Origin of the sequence: Micromonospora sp. WMMC264, assembly GCF_027497275.1 — a bacterium.
Taxonomy (GTDB): Bacteria; Actinomycetota; Actinomycetes; order Mycobacteriales; family Micromonosporaceae; genus Micromonospora; species Micromonospora chalcea.
The window spans coordinates 3,785,557-3,800,693 of record NZ_CP114907.1 but is presented as its reverse complement, the minus strand read 5'-3'; the positions used below and the strand labels follow the sequence as shown (position 1 = coordinate 3,800,693).

Sequence of the window (15,137 nt, the reverse complement as noted above, 5' to 3'; positions counted from 1 at the left end):
TCGGGAGCGTTATCAAGCCGAGTCCATGAGGGCTCAGTGAACGCCGTTCACCCTATTGTTCACTGCTGCTAAATCCGGTAGAACTCCTGATAGGTCCGCTGCTCGGGCCATCTGCCTCGTGCTTCTAGGAGGACTTCTCATGGCTCGTTCACCCCGTCCGGGCGCCTCCTCGCCCGCGCTCTCCCGCCGCGGCGTCCTGCAGCTTGGGGGTGGCGTCGCGCTCCTGCTCGCCACCAGCGCCTGCGCCGCGGACAGCGGCAACAAGTCCACCGACGGCAAGTCCGGCGGCGCCGCCGCCAAGACGCTGCGCATCGCCGTCTCCAGCTACCTGTCGAGCTGGGACCAGGACTTCGTCGGCTTCGACCTGACCGCGCTGATGCTCTACAAGAACGTCTTCCCATACCTGATCGACTACGGCGTCACCAACGCCGGCGGCAGCCAGATCCTCGACACCCAGAACATCACCCCCACGTTCGCCGAGTCCTTCGAGCCCGACGCCGAACAGAAGGTGTGGACGCTCAAGCTGCGCCGCGGCGTGAAGTTCGCCAGCGGCAACGAGATGAAGGCCGCGGACGTGAAGTGGTCGAAGGACCGCGCGTTCGCCGCCCAGGCCAACGTGGCCGGCGTCTACCGCACCATCGGCCTGACCAGCGCCGACCAGGTCAAGGTCGTCGACGACTACACGGTGGAGTTCCACCAGGCCTTCCCCAGCGCGCTCACCCGGCAGATCCAGGCGATCTCGCTGTACGTCTTCGACTCGGTCGAGGCGAAGAAGCGCGCCAGCTCCAGCGACCCCTGGGCCAAGGAGTGGTTCGCGAAGAACCCGCCGACCGGCGGCTACTTCAACGTCGCCAAGGCCACCCAGGGCCAGGAGATCGAACTCAGCGCGAACACCGACTACCCGGGCCCGGACCCGGCCAAGACGCCGACCATCCGGATCTCGGTCGTGCCGGCCGCGTCCAACCAGCGGCTGCAGCTGCAGGCCGGTGACATCGACATCGCGCTGGGCATCAGCCAGCGCGACATCCAGGACCTCAAGAAGGCCCCGGGCATCAAGGTCATCTCGGCCGCCAGCAACCGCCAGGTCGCGATCCAGATGTCGGTGACCGCCGCGCCGTTCAACGACGTGAACGTGCGCAAGGCGCTCGCGTACGCGGTGCCCTACGAGCAGATCATCAACAACGTGTACGGCGGCGACGCCCGCGCGGCCAAGAGCCCGGTCCCGCTGGACATGCCCGGCTACGACGAGAGCGGCTACCCGTTCACCTACGACCTGGACAAGGCGAAGGCCGCCATGGCCGCCGCCGGCCGGTCGTCGCTCGACTCCGAGCTGGTCTTCGAGGCCGACAACGAGGAGCAGCAGAAGATCGCCGTCCAGGTGCAGAGCGAGGCGGCGAAGGCGGGCATCCGGCTCAAGCTGACTCCGCTGGACCCGGCCACCCTGGGTGAGCGGCGGACCAAGAAGAACATCCCGCTGCAGATCACCTCCGGGCAGCTCTGGGTGGACGACGTCGAGTACATGCTGGCGACGAGCTTCGTCAAGGGCGCCAACCTCAACTACTCCAACTACAGCAACCCGGAGATCGAGCAGATCTACGAGAAGTCGCACACCACCGTCGACACGGCCGCCCGCAACGCGCTCTGGAAGCGGGTCCAGGAGATCCTCGCCGCCGACGTGCCGTGGGTGGTCATCTGCCAGCCCAACTTCAACCTGCCCGTCCGGGAGTCCGTCGCCGGCTGGGTGCAGCCGATGGACGGCCTCGCCCGCCTGCGCTACCTGAGCGCGTCGGCCTAGGAACGTCAACCGCCCATGCGAATCTTCCGCTTCGTCGTCAGGCGACTGCTCCAGCTGATCCCCGTTCTGCTCGGAGTGGTCGTCCTGGCGTTCCTCCTGGTCCGGGTGCTGCCGGGCGATCCCGTCCGCAGCATCCTCGGGCAGAACGCCACCGAGGAGGACGCCGCCGCCGCCCGGGCCCGCTTCGGGCTGGACCAGTCGCTGTGGCAGCAGTTCCTCGACTACCTCAGGGGACTGGTCACCGGTGACTTCGGGACCTCCATCCAGAGCGGCAACTCCGTGGGATCGGAGATGGCGCTCCGGGTGGGGCCCACCCTGGAACTCGTCGTCATCGCCGTGAGCATCGCGCTCGTCGTGGCGACGGTCCTGGGCATCTGGTCGGCCAAACGGGCCAACCGGGTCGGTGACCACAGCGTGCGGATGTTCGCCCTGGTCGGCAACTCGATCCCCGAGTTCTGGCTCGGCCTGGTGCTGGTGCTGGTCGGCTACAGCATCCTCGGCTGGTTCCCGGCGCCGAACGGGCGGGTCGACCCGGACACGAACCTGACCCCGCTCACCGGGGCCGATCTCGTCGACGCCGTGCTCACCGCCAACGGCCCGGCGATCGCCTCCGCCGCGGCGTACCTGGTGCTGCCCGTGCTGACCCTGGTGGTCGGCGTGGTCGCGCCGCTGCTGCGCAGCGTCCGGGCCTCCGCGCTGGAGGTGCTGCACTCGGAGTCGTACGCCGCGGCGAAGGCGCACGGGCTGCGCGACCGCACGCTGCACTACGGCTACCTGCTGCGGGCGACGCTGGTCCGGCTGCCGTCACTGGCGGCGCTGGTCTTCGGCACGGCGATCGGCTCCACCGTGCTCGTCGAGTACGTGTACTCGTGGCAGGGCTTCGGCCAGTGGGCCCTGCGCGGCCTGCTCTACCGGGACTACCCGGTGGTTCAGGCGTCGGTGCTGGTCATCGCGTTGTGCTACGTGCTGGTGTTCCTCATCGCCGACGTGGTCCACGCGATCCTCGACCCGAGAGTGAGGCTCTGATGGCCGAGTTGCGCGCCGCCGTCAGCGGCGACTCCGCACAGACGCCGGTGGTCGTCGCCGGCGGCGACCGGGACAGCCGGTTCGCCCGCCGCATGATCATCGTCGGTGCGACCATCCTGTCGGTGGTGGCGCTGGTGGCGGTGTTCGCGCCGCTGCTGAGCCCGTGGGGCGAGACCGAGATCGACCCGGCGAACACCCTGGTGGCGCCGGGCGGCAACCACCTGCTCGGCACCGACGGCAACGGCATGGACATCTGGAGCCGGGTGCTCTACGCCGCCCGGCTCGACCTGGGCATCGCCCTGGCCGCGGTGGCGCTCGCGGTGGTCGTGGGCACGCTGCTCGGCCTGGTCGCCGGCTACTTCGGCGGCTGGCTCGACGACGTGCTGATGCGGGTGGTCGACATCTTCCAGTCGTTCCCCACGTTCATCCTGGCGCTGGCGGTCGCCGCCCTGCTCGGCAACGGCACGATCAACCTGATCATCACGATCGCGGCGGTGAACGCGCCGGCGTACGCCCGGCTGGTCCGCGCCGAGGTGCGGTCGCTGCGGGAACTGCCGTTCGTGGACGCCGCCATCACCTCCGGGGCGTCGCCGGTGGGCGTGCTCTGGCGGCACCTGCTGCCCAACAGCCTCACCCCGGTACGGGTGATCGCGCCGCTGAACTGCGGCTGGGCGATGCTCACCCTGGCCGGGCTCTCCTTCCTCGGCCTGGGCGTGAGCATCCCCGAGGCGGAGTGGGGGGCGATGATCAGCCTGGGCGCCGCGGACGTGGTCGGTGGCCGCTGGTGGACCTCCGTCCCACCCGGCCTGGCCCTGTTCGTCTGCGTCCTCGGGTTCAGCCTGCTCGGCGAAGGCCTGCAGGACCGCGCCAACGCGAAGCGGCGGTGACCATGCTGTCGATCGAGAACCTCTCGGTGACCATCCGGCGACCCGGCCGGCAGGTGGCCGCGCTCAGCGGCGTCACCTTCGCCGTACGCCCCGGTGAGGTCGTCGGCCTGGTCGGGGAGAGCGGCGGCGGCAAGAGCATGGTGGCCCGCGCCATCGTCGGGCTGCTGCCCGGCGGCTCGCACGCCACCGGCCGGGTGCGCTTCGGCGACTCGGACGTGCTGCGCATGGACGACGCCGCGCTCGCCGCACACCGCGGACGCGGCGTGGCGATCTGCTTCCAGAACCCGCGCGGCGCGCTCAGCCCCACCCGCACCATCGGCAAGCAGCTCGTCGACCGGCTCGCCACGCACCAGGACATGTCCGGCGACCGGGCCCGGGAGGCGGCGCGCGAGCTGTTCGAGGCGGTCGGCATCCGCAGCCCGCAGCGGCGGCTCGACGCGTACGCCCACGAGCTGTCCGGCGGCATGGCCCAGCGGGTGATGATCTCGCTGGCCACCGGCTGCGCGCCGGACCTGCTGATCGCCGACGAGCCGACCACCGGCCTGGACGTGACGCTGACCCGGGAGATCCTGCGCCAGTTCCGGCACGCCGCCGACACCGACGGCCGGGGCGTGCTGCTGATCTCCCACGACCTCGCCTCGATCGCCGAGGTCTGCGACCGGGTGGTGGTGCTCTACGCCGGCACGGTGGTGGAGAGCGGCCCGGCCGCGCAGGTGCTGCGGGAGCCCGCGCACCCGTACACCCGGGCGTTGCTGCGGTCGGTGCCGGACGTCGGCGGCCGGCCGGTCGTCGCCACCCCCGGCGCCATGCCCCTGCTCACCGAGGCGCCGGAGAACTGCCCGTTCGTCGCCCGCTGCGCGCACGCCGACCGCACCTGCTCGTCCCGGCGGCCCGGCACCCAGCCGATCCCCGGCGGCCGCGAATGGTCGCTGGCCTGCTTCCACCCGCAGACCCGGCCGCTCGACGCCGACCTGCCGTCCACGCCGCACACACCGGACGCGGGCGGCGCCCAGCCGGTGGCTGCGGACCCGAAGCCCGCCGTGCTGGAAATCGAGGACGCCCACGTCGTCTACCGCAGCCGGTTCGGCTCCGGCGGTCACCACGCGCTGCGTGGCGTCACGCTGCGGCTCGCACCGGGTGAGACGCTGGGCGTGGTGGGCGAGAGCGGCTGCGGCAAGAGCACCCTCGCGAAGCTCGTGATGGGCCTGGTCGCGCCCACGTCCGGCACCGTCACCGTCGCCGGTCAGGCCCTGGTCAAGCAGCCGGGCCGGCCCCGCCCACGCGGCCGGGCGCTGCGCCGGGCCCGCACCCGCGCCCAGCTGGTGTTCCAGGACCCGATCGGCTCGCTGAGCCCGCGCCGTCCCGTCGGCGACTCCATCGCCGAGCCGCTGCGCGCCGCGGGCCTGTCCCCGGCCCAGCGGGAGGAGCGCGTCACCGCCGTGCTGGACCGGATGGAGCTGGACCGGTCGATCCTCCAGCGCTACCCGCACGAGCTGTCCGGCGGCCAGGCCCAGCGCATCGGCATCGCCCGCGCGCTGGTCGGCGAGCCGGACCTGATCGTCTTCGACGAGCCGACCTCGGCCCTGGACGTCACCGTCCAGGCGCAGATCCTCGACGTGATCGCCGACGTGGCCGCCGACGCCGACCGCGCCTCGGTGTTCATCTCCCACGACCTGGCCACGGTGCGCGGTTTCGCCGACCGCGTCGTGGTGCTCTACCTCGGCCGGGTGGTCGAGGAGGGGCCGGTGGACGTCGTCTTCGACACGCCCCGGCACCCGTACACCCGCGCGCTGCTGGGCAGCGCCCCCCGCCTCGGCGGGACGGCCGGGTCCGACGGCGAGGCCGTCGAGCTGGTCAAGGACCTGGAGGAAGCCGACGCCGCAACCGGGTGCCCGTTGGCCGCCCGGTGCCCGTTCGTCACCGACCGGTGCCGATCGGAGCAGCAGGAGCTTCAGTCGTACGGCGAGAGCCGGGCCGCCTGCTGGCGCGTTCCCGAGCTTCCCGCCCTCATCGGAAGGCAGGCTGTCACGCCATGACCCGTCGCCCCATCCGGCTCGCCGTCGACATCGGCGGGACCTTCGTGGACGCCATGGAACTCGACACGCGCACCAACCGGGTCCGCTTCCGCAAGGCGGCGACGACCCCGGCCCGGCCCGCGGACGGTGTCCTCAACGCGATCAGCGCGCTCGGCACCGACCTGTCCGAGGTGGAGCTGTTCATCCACGGCACCACGCTCGGCCTCAACGCGGTGCTGGAGCGTCGCGGTGGCCGTACCGGAATCATCACCAACGAGGGCTTCCGGGACATCTTCCTGATCGGGCGCGGCAACGTGCCCTCCGACCACATGTACGACTTCCAGTACCAGCGGCCGGAGAGCCTGGTGCAGCGCCGCTTCACCGCCGGGGTGCGGGGCCGGCTCGACTACCGCGGCCGGGTGGTGGAGCCGCTGGACCCGGACAGCGTCCGGGCGGCCGCGCGCACGCTCGTGGTGGACCAGCAGGTCACCTCGATCGCCATCTGCTTCCTGCACTCGTTCCTCGACCCGAGCCACGAGCGGGAGGCCGCGCGCCTCATCCACGAGGAGTTCCCCGAGGTCAGCCTGTCGCTGTCGACGGACATCGTGCGCGAGTACCGGGAGTACGAGCGGACCAGCACCACGGTGCTGGAGGCGTACATCCGGCCGATCTTCGAGCGGTACGTCGACGAGCTGGAGTCCGGCCTGGCCGAGCGCGGCTTCGCCGGGCGCTTCCTGATCATGCGCTCCGGCGGCGGCTCGATGACCAGCGCGGTCGCCAAGACCGCCCCCACGCACACCGTGCTGTCCGGGCCGGCCGGCGGCATCGTCGGCGCCGCGTACGTCGCCTCCGAGCTGGGCCGGGACAACGTGCTCACGTTCGACATCGGCGGCACCTCGCTGGACGCCTGCGTGATCGAGCGCGGCAACCCGGTCGCCGCGTACGAGGCCCAGCTGGAGCACTTCCCGCTGCTCATCCCCACGTACGACATCCGCACCATCGGCGCCGGCGGCGGCTCGATCGCCTGGCTCGACCACGGCCTGCTCAAGGTCGGCCCGCAGAGCGCCGGCGCCGACCCCGGCCCGGTCTGCTACGGCCGGGGCGGCACCAAGCCGACTGTCACCGACGCCGCTGTGGTGCTCGGCTACATGGACCCGGAGCGCTTCCTCGCCGGCACCATGGGCCTGCGCGACGCCGAGGCGCGCGCCGCAATCCAGGAGCAACTCGCCGAGCCGCTCGGACTCACCGTGGAGAACGCGGCCGCCGGCGTGTTCGACGTGCTGCTGGCCCGCACCGTCGGCGCGGTCCGCCAGATCACCGTCGAGCGGGGTCACGACCCCCGGCAGTTCGCGCTGCTCGCGTTCGGCGGCGCCGGGCCGCTGCTGGCCCCGCTGCTGGCCCGCGAGATGGGCATCGGCGAGGTCATCGTGCCGTTCGCGCCGTCCGGCTTCTCCGCCTGGGGCATGCTCTCCGCCGACATCGTCAACGACTTCAGCCGTACCGTGATGGCCACGCTCGACGACGCCGACCTGGCGGAGCTGGAGCAGCTGTTCAAGGCCGTCGAGGCCGAGGCGGTCGCGTCGCTGGTGGCGCAGGGCGTGCCGGCCGGCGAGGCGGTGCTGGAGCGGCAGTTCGAGCTGCGCTACCTGGGCCAGGAACACAGCCTGATGGTCACCGTCGGGCGCGAGCTGGACCGCGACGCGATCCGCGCCGCGTTCGACGAGACGCACCGCGCCCGGTACGGCCACACCATGGGCAACCCGCTGCAGATCCTCAACCTGCGGGTGCGCGGCATCGGGCGCACCGACCGTCCCGAGCTGCAGACCCTGCCGCGCGGCGACGGCGACCCGTCGCAGGCGCTGCTGACGCACCGCGACGCCTACGACTTCGGGCAGCACGCGGTGGTGCCGTTCGCGGTCTACGACCGGGCCCGCCTGGAGCCGGGCGACACCTTCGACGGACCGGCGTTGATCGACGAGGGCACCTCCACCACTGTGGTGCCCAGCGGCCAGCGGGTCACCGTCGACGACCACGGATACCTGCTCGTCACCCTGGAGGAAGCCGCATGACCACGCTGGACGGAGCCCAGGTCGAGGTCGTCCGCAGCTATCTGCTGTCGGCCGCGGAGGAGATGCGGGCCACCCTCATCCGTACCTCGTTCAACCCGGTCATCTACGAGGTGCACGACTTCGGCCTGTCGATGTACGACGCCGACCTGCGGCTGGTCGCCGAGGCCACCGGATTGACGTTCTTCCTCGGCGCGAACGACTTCTCGCTGCGCAAGGGCGTGGAGTACGTGGGCCGGGAGAACCTGCACCGCGGCGACGTGGTGCTGCTCAACTACCCGTACTGGAACGCGGCGCACGCGTACGACGCGACGCTGTTCGCCCCGGTGTTCCGGCCGGACGAGGCGGACCCGGACGCGGACGGCGACCTGGTCGGCTTCCTCTGCGTCCGCGCGCACTGGATGGACCTGGGCGCCAAGGACCCGGGCTACGTGCTCGACTCGACCGACATGCACCAGGAGGGGCTGATCTTCCCGGGCACCAAGGTCGTGTCCCGGGGCGAGCCGGTGCGCGAGATCCACGAGCTGATCCGCTTCAACTCGCGGATGCCCGACGCGGTGCTCGGTGACCTGCACGCGCAGATCGCCGCGCTGCGCACCGGCGAGCGCCGGATGCTGGAGATCATCGAGAAGTTCGGCCGGGACACCGTGGACCAGGCGATCGACCGGATCATCGCCGACGGTGAGGCCCGCGCCCGCGCGGCGCTGGCTACGCTGCCGCAGGGCACCTGGACCGCCGAGGACTGGGTGGACGACGACGGCATCACCGACGACCCGGTGAAGATGCGCGTCACCGTCACCATCGACGACGGGCGCTTCATCGTCGACTTCGCCGGCTCGGCCCCGGCCACCCGCGGCCCGATCAACATGCCGTTCGGCGCGACCGAGGCGATCTGCAAGGTCGTGCTGAAGTCGCTGACGTCGCGGGACGAGCCGTCGAACGCCGGCACCGTGGCTCCGCTGGAGGTGCGGGCCGAGCCGGGCAGCCTGTTCCACGCCGTCTACCCGCAGCCCACGTTCACGCTCTGGACCGGCATCGTCGCGGTGGAGCTGATCCTCAAGGCGCTGGCCCAGGGCATGCCGGACCTGCTGCCCGCCTCCTCCGGCGGCGACGTGCCCGGCTTCATGATGGTCGGCCTGCACCCGGACACCGGGAAGATGTTCGCGGTCAGCAACAACGACCTGGTGGGCTGGGGCGGCACCGCGACGCACGACGGCATGGACGCCGCCACGCACGTCTCCGGCAGCACCGGCCGGGGTACCCCGATCGAGGTCATGGAGGCCAAGACCGGGATGTTCTTCGAGCGCTGGGAGATCCGCGCCGACTCCGGTGGCGCGGGCCGGTTCCGGGGCGGCTGCGGCCTGCGCCGCGACATCCGGTTCGTGACGCCCGGTGAGTTCCTGACCGTGATCAAGAAGACCAAGAGCGCGCCGTGGGCGCTGGCCGGCGGCGAGCAGCCGGAGCCGAACCAGGTGGTCGTCTTCCCGGGCACCGACCGCGAGCACCGGGTGAGCACCAAGCGCACCGTGGTGGCCGCGGGCGACCGGGTCACGCTGCTGACCGCCGGTGGCGGCGGGCACGGCGACCCGCGCAGCCGCGACCCGGAGGCGGTACGGCGGGACGTGGCCGAGGGCTACGTCTCCCGGGAAGCGGCCCGGGACGTCTACGGAGTGGACGTCGATGGGTGAGCCGACGGTCGACGGGGCAACCGTCGAGGTCGTCCGCAGCCATCTCGTCTCGGCCGCCGAGGAGATGCGGGCCGCGCTCGTGCGCACCGCGTTCAACCCGGTGATCTACGAGGTGTACGACTTCGGCATCTCCATCTACGACCGGCAGCTGCGGCTGGTCGCGGAGTCCACGGGGCTGTCCCGCTTCCTCGGCGCCAACGACTACTCGCTGCGCAAGGGCGTGGAGTACGTCGGCCGGGAGAACCTGCGCCGCGGCGACGTGGTGCTGCTGAACTACCCGTACTGGAACGCGGCGCACACGTACGACGCGACGATGTTCGCGCCGGTCGTCCTGCCGGACAGCGAGGAGCTGATCGGTTTCCTGTGCATCCGGGCGCACTGGATGGACCTGGGCGCCAAGGACCCCGGGTACGTGCTCGACTCCACGGACATGCACCAGGAGGGGATCATCTTCCCCGGCACGAAGGTGTACGACCGGGGCGAGCCGGTGCGCGAGATCCACGAGCTGATCCGCTTCAACTCGCGGATGCCGGAACTGGTCATCGGTGACCTCAACGCGCAGATCGCCGCGCTGCGTACCGGCGAGCGGCGGGTGACCGAGCTGTACCGCGACTACGGCCCCGCAGTGGTCGACGCGGTGATCGACCGGGTGATCGACGTCGCCGCGCAGCGCGCCGGGGAGGCGGTGGCCGCGCTGCCGCAGGGCAGCTGGACCGCCGAGGACTGGCTCGACGACGACGGCGTCAGCGACGATCCCATCCTCATGCGGGTCACCGTCACCGTAGCCGACGGCGAGTTCACAGTGGACTTCGCCGGCTCGTCGCCGGCGGTGCCCGGGCCGGTGAACCTGCCGCTGGGCGCCACCATCGCCACCTGCCGGGTCGCGTTCAAGGGCGTCACCACGCCGCACGAGCAGACGAACGCCGGGCACTTCGCGCCCCTTCGGGTACGCGCCGAGCCCGGCACGCTGTTCCACGCGCAGTACCCGGCCGCCACGTTCACCCAGTGGACCGGCACCGTCGCGCTGGAGCTGATCCTCAAGGCGCTGGCCCAGGGCATGCCGGACCGGCTGGCCGCCTCCTCCGGCGGCGACGTGCCCGGGTTCATGATGGTCGGCCGGCACCCGGACACCGGCGACATGTTCGCGGTCAGCAACAACGACCCGGTCGGCTGGGGCGGCACGCCCCGGCACGACGGGATCGGGCCGGCGAACCACCTGTGCCAGACCCAGGCGCGCAACACGCCCGTCGAGGTGCTGGAGTCGAAGACGGGCATGTTCTTCGAGCGGGTGGAGATCCGTACCGACTCCGGTGGCGCGGGCCGGTTCCGGGGCGGCTGCGGCCTGCGGCGGGACATCCGGTTCGTGACGCCCGGCGAGTTCCTGACCGTGATCAAGAAGACGAAGAGCGCGCCGTGGGCGCTGGCCGGCGGCGCACAGCCGGAGCCGAACCAGGTGATCGTCTTCCCGGGCACGGACCGGGAGCACCGGGTGAGCACACGGCGTACCGCGGTGGCGGTGGGGGATCGGGTGACGTTGCTGACCGCCGGTGGCGGCGGGCACGGCGACCCGGGGAGTCGGGATCCGGAGGCGGTGCGACGGGACGTGGCCGAGGGCTACGTCTCCGCGCGGGCCGCCCGAGACGTTTATGGAGTGATCGCGTGAGTGCCGCCTATTCGCCCGAGCAGCCGAGCACGCTGCTCGGCAACTGCACAGTGCTCGACGCCCGCGTGGTGGACGGCATGGCGCCGGTGACCGGCGCCGGGGTGTGGGTCCGGGGTGACCGGATCGCCGCCGTCGGGCCGTACGCCGAGGTGGCCGAGCAGGCGCGGGCCGCCGGCCGGCTGACCGAGGTGGACCTCGACGGTGCCTACGTGACGCCCGGCCTGGTCAACATGCACACCCACTTCTCGTTGTCGCTGCCCGGCTCCGCCGGCGAGGGCGTCAAGGGGATGGGCGCGTACGACCTCGCCCACTACATGGCCGACGGGGCGCGGCGCACGCTGCACTCCGGCGTGACCACTGTGCGCTGCGTCGCGGAGAAGGACCACGCGGACTTCGCGCTGCGGCGGGCGATCAACGCCGGGCGGGTCCCCGGTCCGCGCATCTACACCGCGGGCCGGGCGCTGGTGTGCACCGGCGGGCACGGGCACGAGAGCAACGACACGCTCGAGTGCGACGGCCCGGTGGGCTTCCGCCACGGCGTGCGCAGCCAGATCAAGGCCGGCGCGGACCTGATCAAGGTGATGATCTCGGGCGGCATCGCCGGTGAGCACGAGAGCATCCACACGCCCCAGTTGTTCGCCGACGAGATGACGGCGGTGATCGAGACGGCGCACGCGTGGGGCCGCAAGGTGACCGCGCACGCCGGGCCCGCCGACGTGATCGGCGCGGCGGTCGAGCTGGGACTGGACTGCGTGGAGCACGGCTACCAGCTCACCCCGCAGGTCGCGGCGCGGATGGCCGAGCGCGGCACGGCGCTCGTGCCGACGCTGCTGGTGACCCGCTGCAAGGAGTTCTTCGACGAGCTGGGCGTGCCGGAGTGGATGCAGTGCCGCTCGCTCGGCGCCGGCCCCCGGCACCTGGAGAGCTTCGACATGGCGATCGCCGCCGGGGTGGAGGTCCTGCTCGGCAGCGACATGCCCCCGTTCTGGGAGTTCGAGGGCACCACCGCCTCGATCCGGGAGCTGGAGTACATGTCCGAGCGGATCGGCGCCGCGCGGGCCATCCACGCCGGCACGCTCGGCCCGATCCGGTGGCTCGGCGCGGAGTCCGACCTCGGCACCGTCGAGGTCGGCAAGCTGGCCGACCTGATCGCGACGGACGCCGACCCGCTGGCCGACACCTCGGCCTTCCGGGACGTGCGGTGGGTGATGAAGGGCGGGCAGATCGCCCGCGACGACCGCAACCAGGAGGAGACGCGATGACCTTCGCGCAGGCAGGCGCGGCGGAGATCGCCGCCGGCATCGACGACATGTACGACGCGTTCCTCGCCGGGGACCAGCAGCGGTTCGACACGCACCTGGACCCCGAGGTGACCACCTGGGAGACGCACCTGCCGGGACCGCTGCGGACCCGGGCCGAGCTGGACGAGTACCGCGCCCAGCGGGACGCCGCCGGTCAGCGGCCCCGGCTGGCGGTGCTCGCCGCGCGGGGCAAGCGCATCGACGTGTGGGACGACTTCGGCGTGGCCCGGTACGAGCTGGTCGCGCAGCTCGGCCCGGACGACGAGCCGGAGATCACCCGGGTCACCGACGTGGTGCGCCGGGTCGACGGCCGCTGGGTGATCGTGCACCACCACGCCGAGCTGGTCCGGGAACCGGTGGGCGCGGCATGATCCGGCGGCTGGTCGCCGGGCGGACCGGTGAACCGGCGGACGTGCTGTCGGTCGCCGAGCTGCCCGACGACCCGCCGCCCGGCCCCGGCCAGGTGCGCCTCGCCGTCCGTACGGTCGGGCTGAACTTCCTGGACGTCATGCTCTGCCGGGGCGAGTACCCGGTGCGGCCGGATCCGCCGATGACGCCGGGGGTGGAGGCGGCCGGGCGGGTCGTCGCCGCCGGCGACGGGGCCGGGCACCTGCTGGGTCAGGAGGTGCTGGCCTGCCCGGCGCTGCCGCGCGGCGCGCTCGGCACCACAGTCACAGTGGACGCCGCGGTGGTGGTGCCGCGGCCGTCCACCGTCGACCCGGTCACCGCGGCGGCGTTGCCGGTCACCTATCAGACCGCGTGGTTCGCGCTGGAGCGGGCGGGCGTCACCGCCGGGCAGACGGTGCTGGTGCACGCCGGCGCGGGCGGTGTCGGCATCTCCGTCATCCAGCTCGCGGTCGCCCGCGGCGCCCGGGTCCTCGCCACCGCCGGCGGCCCGGTCAAGACGGCGATCTGCCGCGACCAGGGCGCCGAGGTGGCGATCGACTACACGGCGGAGGACTTCGTGGCCGCCGTGCGGGAGGCCACCGGCGGGCGGGGCGTGGACGTCGTGGTGGACCCGGTGGGCGGCGACGTGTTCGCCCGCTCCTGGGAGTGCCTCGCCTTCGAGGGCCGCCTGGTCGCGGTGGGCGCTGCCGGTGGCGCGCCGCCGCCCGTCGATCCGCTGCGGCTGATGGCGGCGAACGCGACGCTGGTGGGCCTGTCCTGGGGCTCGCAGTACCCGTGGCAGCGCCCGTCCGCGGTCGAGGCCGCCTACCAGGAACTGTTCGACATGTGCGCCTCCGGCGCGGTCCGGCCGCCGGTCAGCCGCCTCGTGTCGCTGGACGAGACGCCCGCGGCGCTCACCGAGCTGGCCGAACGCCGGACCACCGGCAAGATCATCGTACGGATCGACGAAGGGGAGGGGCCGTGAGCGACACCGCCGACGGCGACATGGAGATCTACGACCTGAAGGTGACAGTCGACCGGATCGAGGGCCGGTCGGTGTGCGGCATGGCCGTGGGCGACTCCTTCGAGCTGACCAACAGCGCCCACCTGCGGCTGCCCGAGGGCAAGCACTTCTGCGTGTACGCGCTCGCTTCCGTGCTGCCCTTCCTCGCCGCCAAGCAGCGTGACCTGGCGCCTGGGGACTGGCTGGCCCAGGACTCCCACTTCATCTGCCCCGACCCGGAGGAGCGGCTCGTCATGAAGGTGGAACGGACCTGCCGGCGCACGATGAACTCGGCGGACCTGACATGACCGTCGAGATCGGACTCGGCCTGCAGAGCGACAAGCCGGCCGGCGCGTACGCCCGGCTGGCCCGCGCCGCCGAGGCGCACGGCTTCGACGTGCTCACCGTCTTCGGCGACCTGATGTACCAGCCGCCGATCTTCCCGCTGCTGGAGATGGCGCAGGCGACCGAGCGGGTACGCCTCGGCGCGGCCTGCCTGAACCCGTACTCGATGGCGCCGTACGAGATCGCCGGTCAGCTCGCCGCCCTGGACCTGGCCTCGCACGGGCGGGCCTACCTCGGCCTGGCCCGGGGGACCTGGCTGGGTTCGGTCGGCCTGCCGCAGCCGCGGCCGCTGACCACCATCGAGGAGGCCGTCCAGGTCGTCTACCGCCTGCTGCGCGGCGACCGCAGCGGCTTCACCGGAAAGGTCTTCTCGCTGGAGGCCGGCACCGCGCTGCGCTACGACGTGCAGCGGCCCGACCCGCCGCTGCTCCTGGGCGCGTGGGGTCCGCAGGGCGCGGCGCTGGCCGGCCGGATCGCCGACGAGATCAAGGTGGGCGGCAGCGCCAACCCGGACATGGTCCCGGTGATCCGCGAGCGGCTGCGGACCGGCGCGGAGAAGGCCGGGCGCGACGTGGCGGACGTCGGCATCGTGCTCGGCGCGGTGACGGTCGTCGACACCGACGGCGCGGCCGCCCGCGCCAAGGCCCGTACCGAGGTGGCCATGTACCTGGCCGTGGTGGCGGAGCTGGATCCGACCGTCGTGCTCCCCGACGACCTGGTGAAGCGCGTCGGCGACCTGGTCGACGCGGGCGAGGACGAGGCGGCGGGCCGGTTGATCCCGGACGACGTGCTGGACCGGTTCGCCTTCTCCGGCACCCCGGAGCAGGTCGCCGCGCAGGCCCAGGCGCTCATCGACGCGGGCGTGCGCCGGGTCGAGTTCGGTACGCCGCACGGCCTGACCGACGAGCGCGGCGTGGACCTGCTCGGCTCCGCCGTCCTGCCCCTGCTGCGCAGGTGAGCG

General features: G+C 72.3%; 12 protein-coding genes. All 12 read left to right on the top strand.

Features of this window, described 5'->3' with window-relative positions; all coding sequences use genetic code 11:
* Nucleotides 1-139 precede the first annotated feature (139 nt).
* From O7542_RS16315 to O7542_RS16260, 12 genes are read left to right on the top strand one after another with little or no spacing between them, the layout of a single operon-like run.
* The gene (locus O7542_RS16315; protein ID WP_043325206.1) at nt 140-1,795 is read left to right on the top strand and encodes an ABC transporter substrate-binding protein; all 1,656 of its coding nucleotides are present in this window, start codon (nt 140-142) and stop codon (nt 1,793-1,795) included.
* A gap of 15 nt (nt 1,796-1,810) precedes the next feature.
* Nucleotides 1,811-2,821 (top strand): ABC transporter permease, encoded by a 1,011-nt coding sequence (locus O7542_RS16310; protein ID WP_043325205.1) that lies wholly within the window; start codon nt 1,811-1,813, stop codon nt 2,819-2,821.
* A complete protein-coding gene (locus O7542_RS16305) occupies nt 2,821-3,708 on the top strand; it encodes an ABC transporter permease (protein ID WP_064447403.1) in 888 nt (295 codons plus the stop codon). The genes O7542_RS16310 and O7542_RS16305 overlap by 1 nt, the downstream gene beginning before the upstream one ends.
* 2 nt (nt 3,709-3,710) lie before the next feature.
* The gene (locus tag O7542_RS16300) at nt 3,711-5,744 is read left to right on the top strand and encodes a dipeptide ABC transporter ATP-binding protein (protein ID WP_281604827.1); all 2,034 of its coding nucleotides are present in this window, start codon (nt 3,711-3,713) and stop codon (nt 5,742-5,744) included.
* Nucleotides 5,741-7,792, top strand: a complete 2,052-nt coding sequence (locus O7542_RS16295; RefSeq protein ID WP_043325203.1) for a hydantoinase/oxoprolinase family protein — start codon at nt 5,741-5,743, stop codon at nt 7,790-7,792. The genes O7542_RS16300 and O7542_RS16295 overlap by 4 nt, the downstream gene beginning before the upstream one ends.
* A complete protein-coding gene (locus O7542_RS16290; protein WP_043325202.1) occupies nt 7,789-9,477 on the top strand; it encodes a hydantoinase B/oxoprolinase family protein in 1,689 nt (562 codons plus the stop codon). The genes O7542_RS16295 and O7542_RS16290 overlap by 4 nt, the downstream gene beginning before the upstream one ends.
* Nucleotides 9,470-11,140 (top strand): hydantoinase B/oxoprolinase family protein, encoded by a 1,671-nt coding sequence (locus O7542_RS16285; RefSeq protein ID WP_281604826.1) that lies wholly within the window; start codon nt 9,470-9,472, stop codon nt 11,138-11,140. Before O7542_RS16290 ends, O7542_RS16285 begins: the two co-directional genes overlap by 8 nt.
* Nucleotides 11,137-12,402: an amidohydrolase family protein gene (locus O7542_RS16280; protein WP_043325200.1), complete on the top strand. Its 1,266-nt coding sequence runs from the start codon at nt 11,137-11,139 to the stop codon at nt 12,400-12,402. The genes O7542_RS16285 and O7542_RS16280 overlap by 4 nt, the downstream gene beginning before the upstream one ends.
* A complete protein-coding gene (locus O7542_RS16275; protein WP_064447407.1) occupies nt 12,399-12,812 on the top strand; it encodes a nuclear transport factor 2 family protein in 414 nt (137 codons plus the stop codon). The genes O7542_RS16280 and O7542_RS16275 overlap by 4 nt, the downstream gene beginning before the upstream one ends.
* The gene (locus tag O7542_RS16270) at nt 12,809-13,813 is read left to right on the top strand and encodes a zinc-binding dehydrogenase (protein ID WP_210873609.1); all 1,005 of its coding nucleotides are present in this window, start codon (nt 12,809-12,811) and stop codon (nt 13,811-13,813) included. The genes O7542_RS16275 and O7542_RS16270 overlap by 4 nt, the downstream gene beginning before the upstream one ends.
* A complete protein-coding gene (locus tag O7542_RS16265) occupies nt 13,810-14,139 on the top strand; it encodes a TIGR04076 family protein (protein ID WP_043325197.1) in 330 nt (109 codons plus the stop codon). The genes O7542_RS16270 and O7542_RS16265 overlap by 4 nt, the downstream gene beginning before the upstream one ends.
* The gene (locus O7542_RS16260) at nt 14,136-15,134 is read left to right on the top strand and encodes an LLM class flavin-dependent oxidoreductase (RefSeq protein WP_043325196.1); all 999 of its coding nucleotides are present in this window, start codon (nt 14,136-14,138) and stop codon (nt 15,132-15,134) included. Before O7542_RS16265 ends, O7542_RS16260 begins: the two co-directional genes overlap by 4 nt.
* Nucleotides 15,135-15,137 lie beyond the last annotated feature (3 nt).

What these genes read in the sequence shown, in the direction of transcription:
- O7542_RS16315 (WP_043325206.1), top strand. Translation starts at nt 140, where the DNA reads ATGGCTCGTTCACCCCGTCCGGGCGCCTCCTCGCCCGCGCTCTCCCGC.
- O7542_RS16310 (WP_043325205.1), top strand. Translation starts at nt 1,811, where the DNA reads ATGCGAATCTTCCGCTTCGTCGTCAGGCGACTGCTCCAGCTGATCCCC.
- O7542_RS16305 (WP_064447403.1), top strand. Translation starts at nt 2,821, where the DNA reads ATGGCCGAGTTGCGCGCCGCCGTCAGCGGCGACTCCGCACAGACGCCG.
- O7542_RS16300 (WP_281604827.1), top strand. Translation starts at nt 3,711, where the DNA reads ATGCTGTCGATCGAGAACCTCTCGGTGACCATCCGGCGACCCGGCCGG.
- O7542_RS16295 (WP_043325203.1), top strand. Translation starts at nt 5,741, where the DNA reads ATGACCCGTCGCCCCATCCGGCTCGCCGTCGACATCGGCGGGACCTTC.
- O7542_RS16290 (WP_043325202.1), top strand. Translation starts at nt 7,789, where the DNA reads ATGACCACGCTGGACGGAGCCCAGGTCGAGGTCGTCCGCAGCTATCTG.
- O7542_RS16285 (WP_281604826.1), top strand. Translation starts at nt 9,470, where the DNA reads ATGGGTGAGCCGACGGTCGACGGGGCAACCGTCGAGGTCGTCCGCAGC.
- O7542_RS16275 (WP_064447407.1), top strand. Translation starts at nt 12,399, where the DNA reads ATGACCTTCGCGCAGGCAGGCGCGGCGGAGATCGCCGCCGGCATCGAC.
- O7542_RS16270 (WP_210873609.1), top strand. Translation starts at nt 12,809, where the DNA reads ATGATCCGGCGGCTGGTCGCCGGGCGGACCGGTGAACCGGCGGACGTG.
- O7542_RS16260 (WP_043325196.1), top strand. Translation starts at nt 14,136, where the DNA reads ATGACCGTCGAGATCGGACTCGGCCTGCAGAGCGACAAGCCGGCCGGC.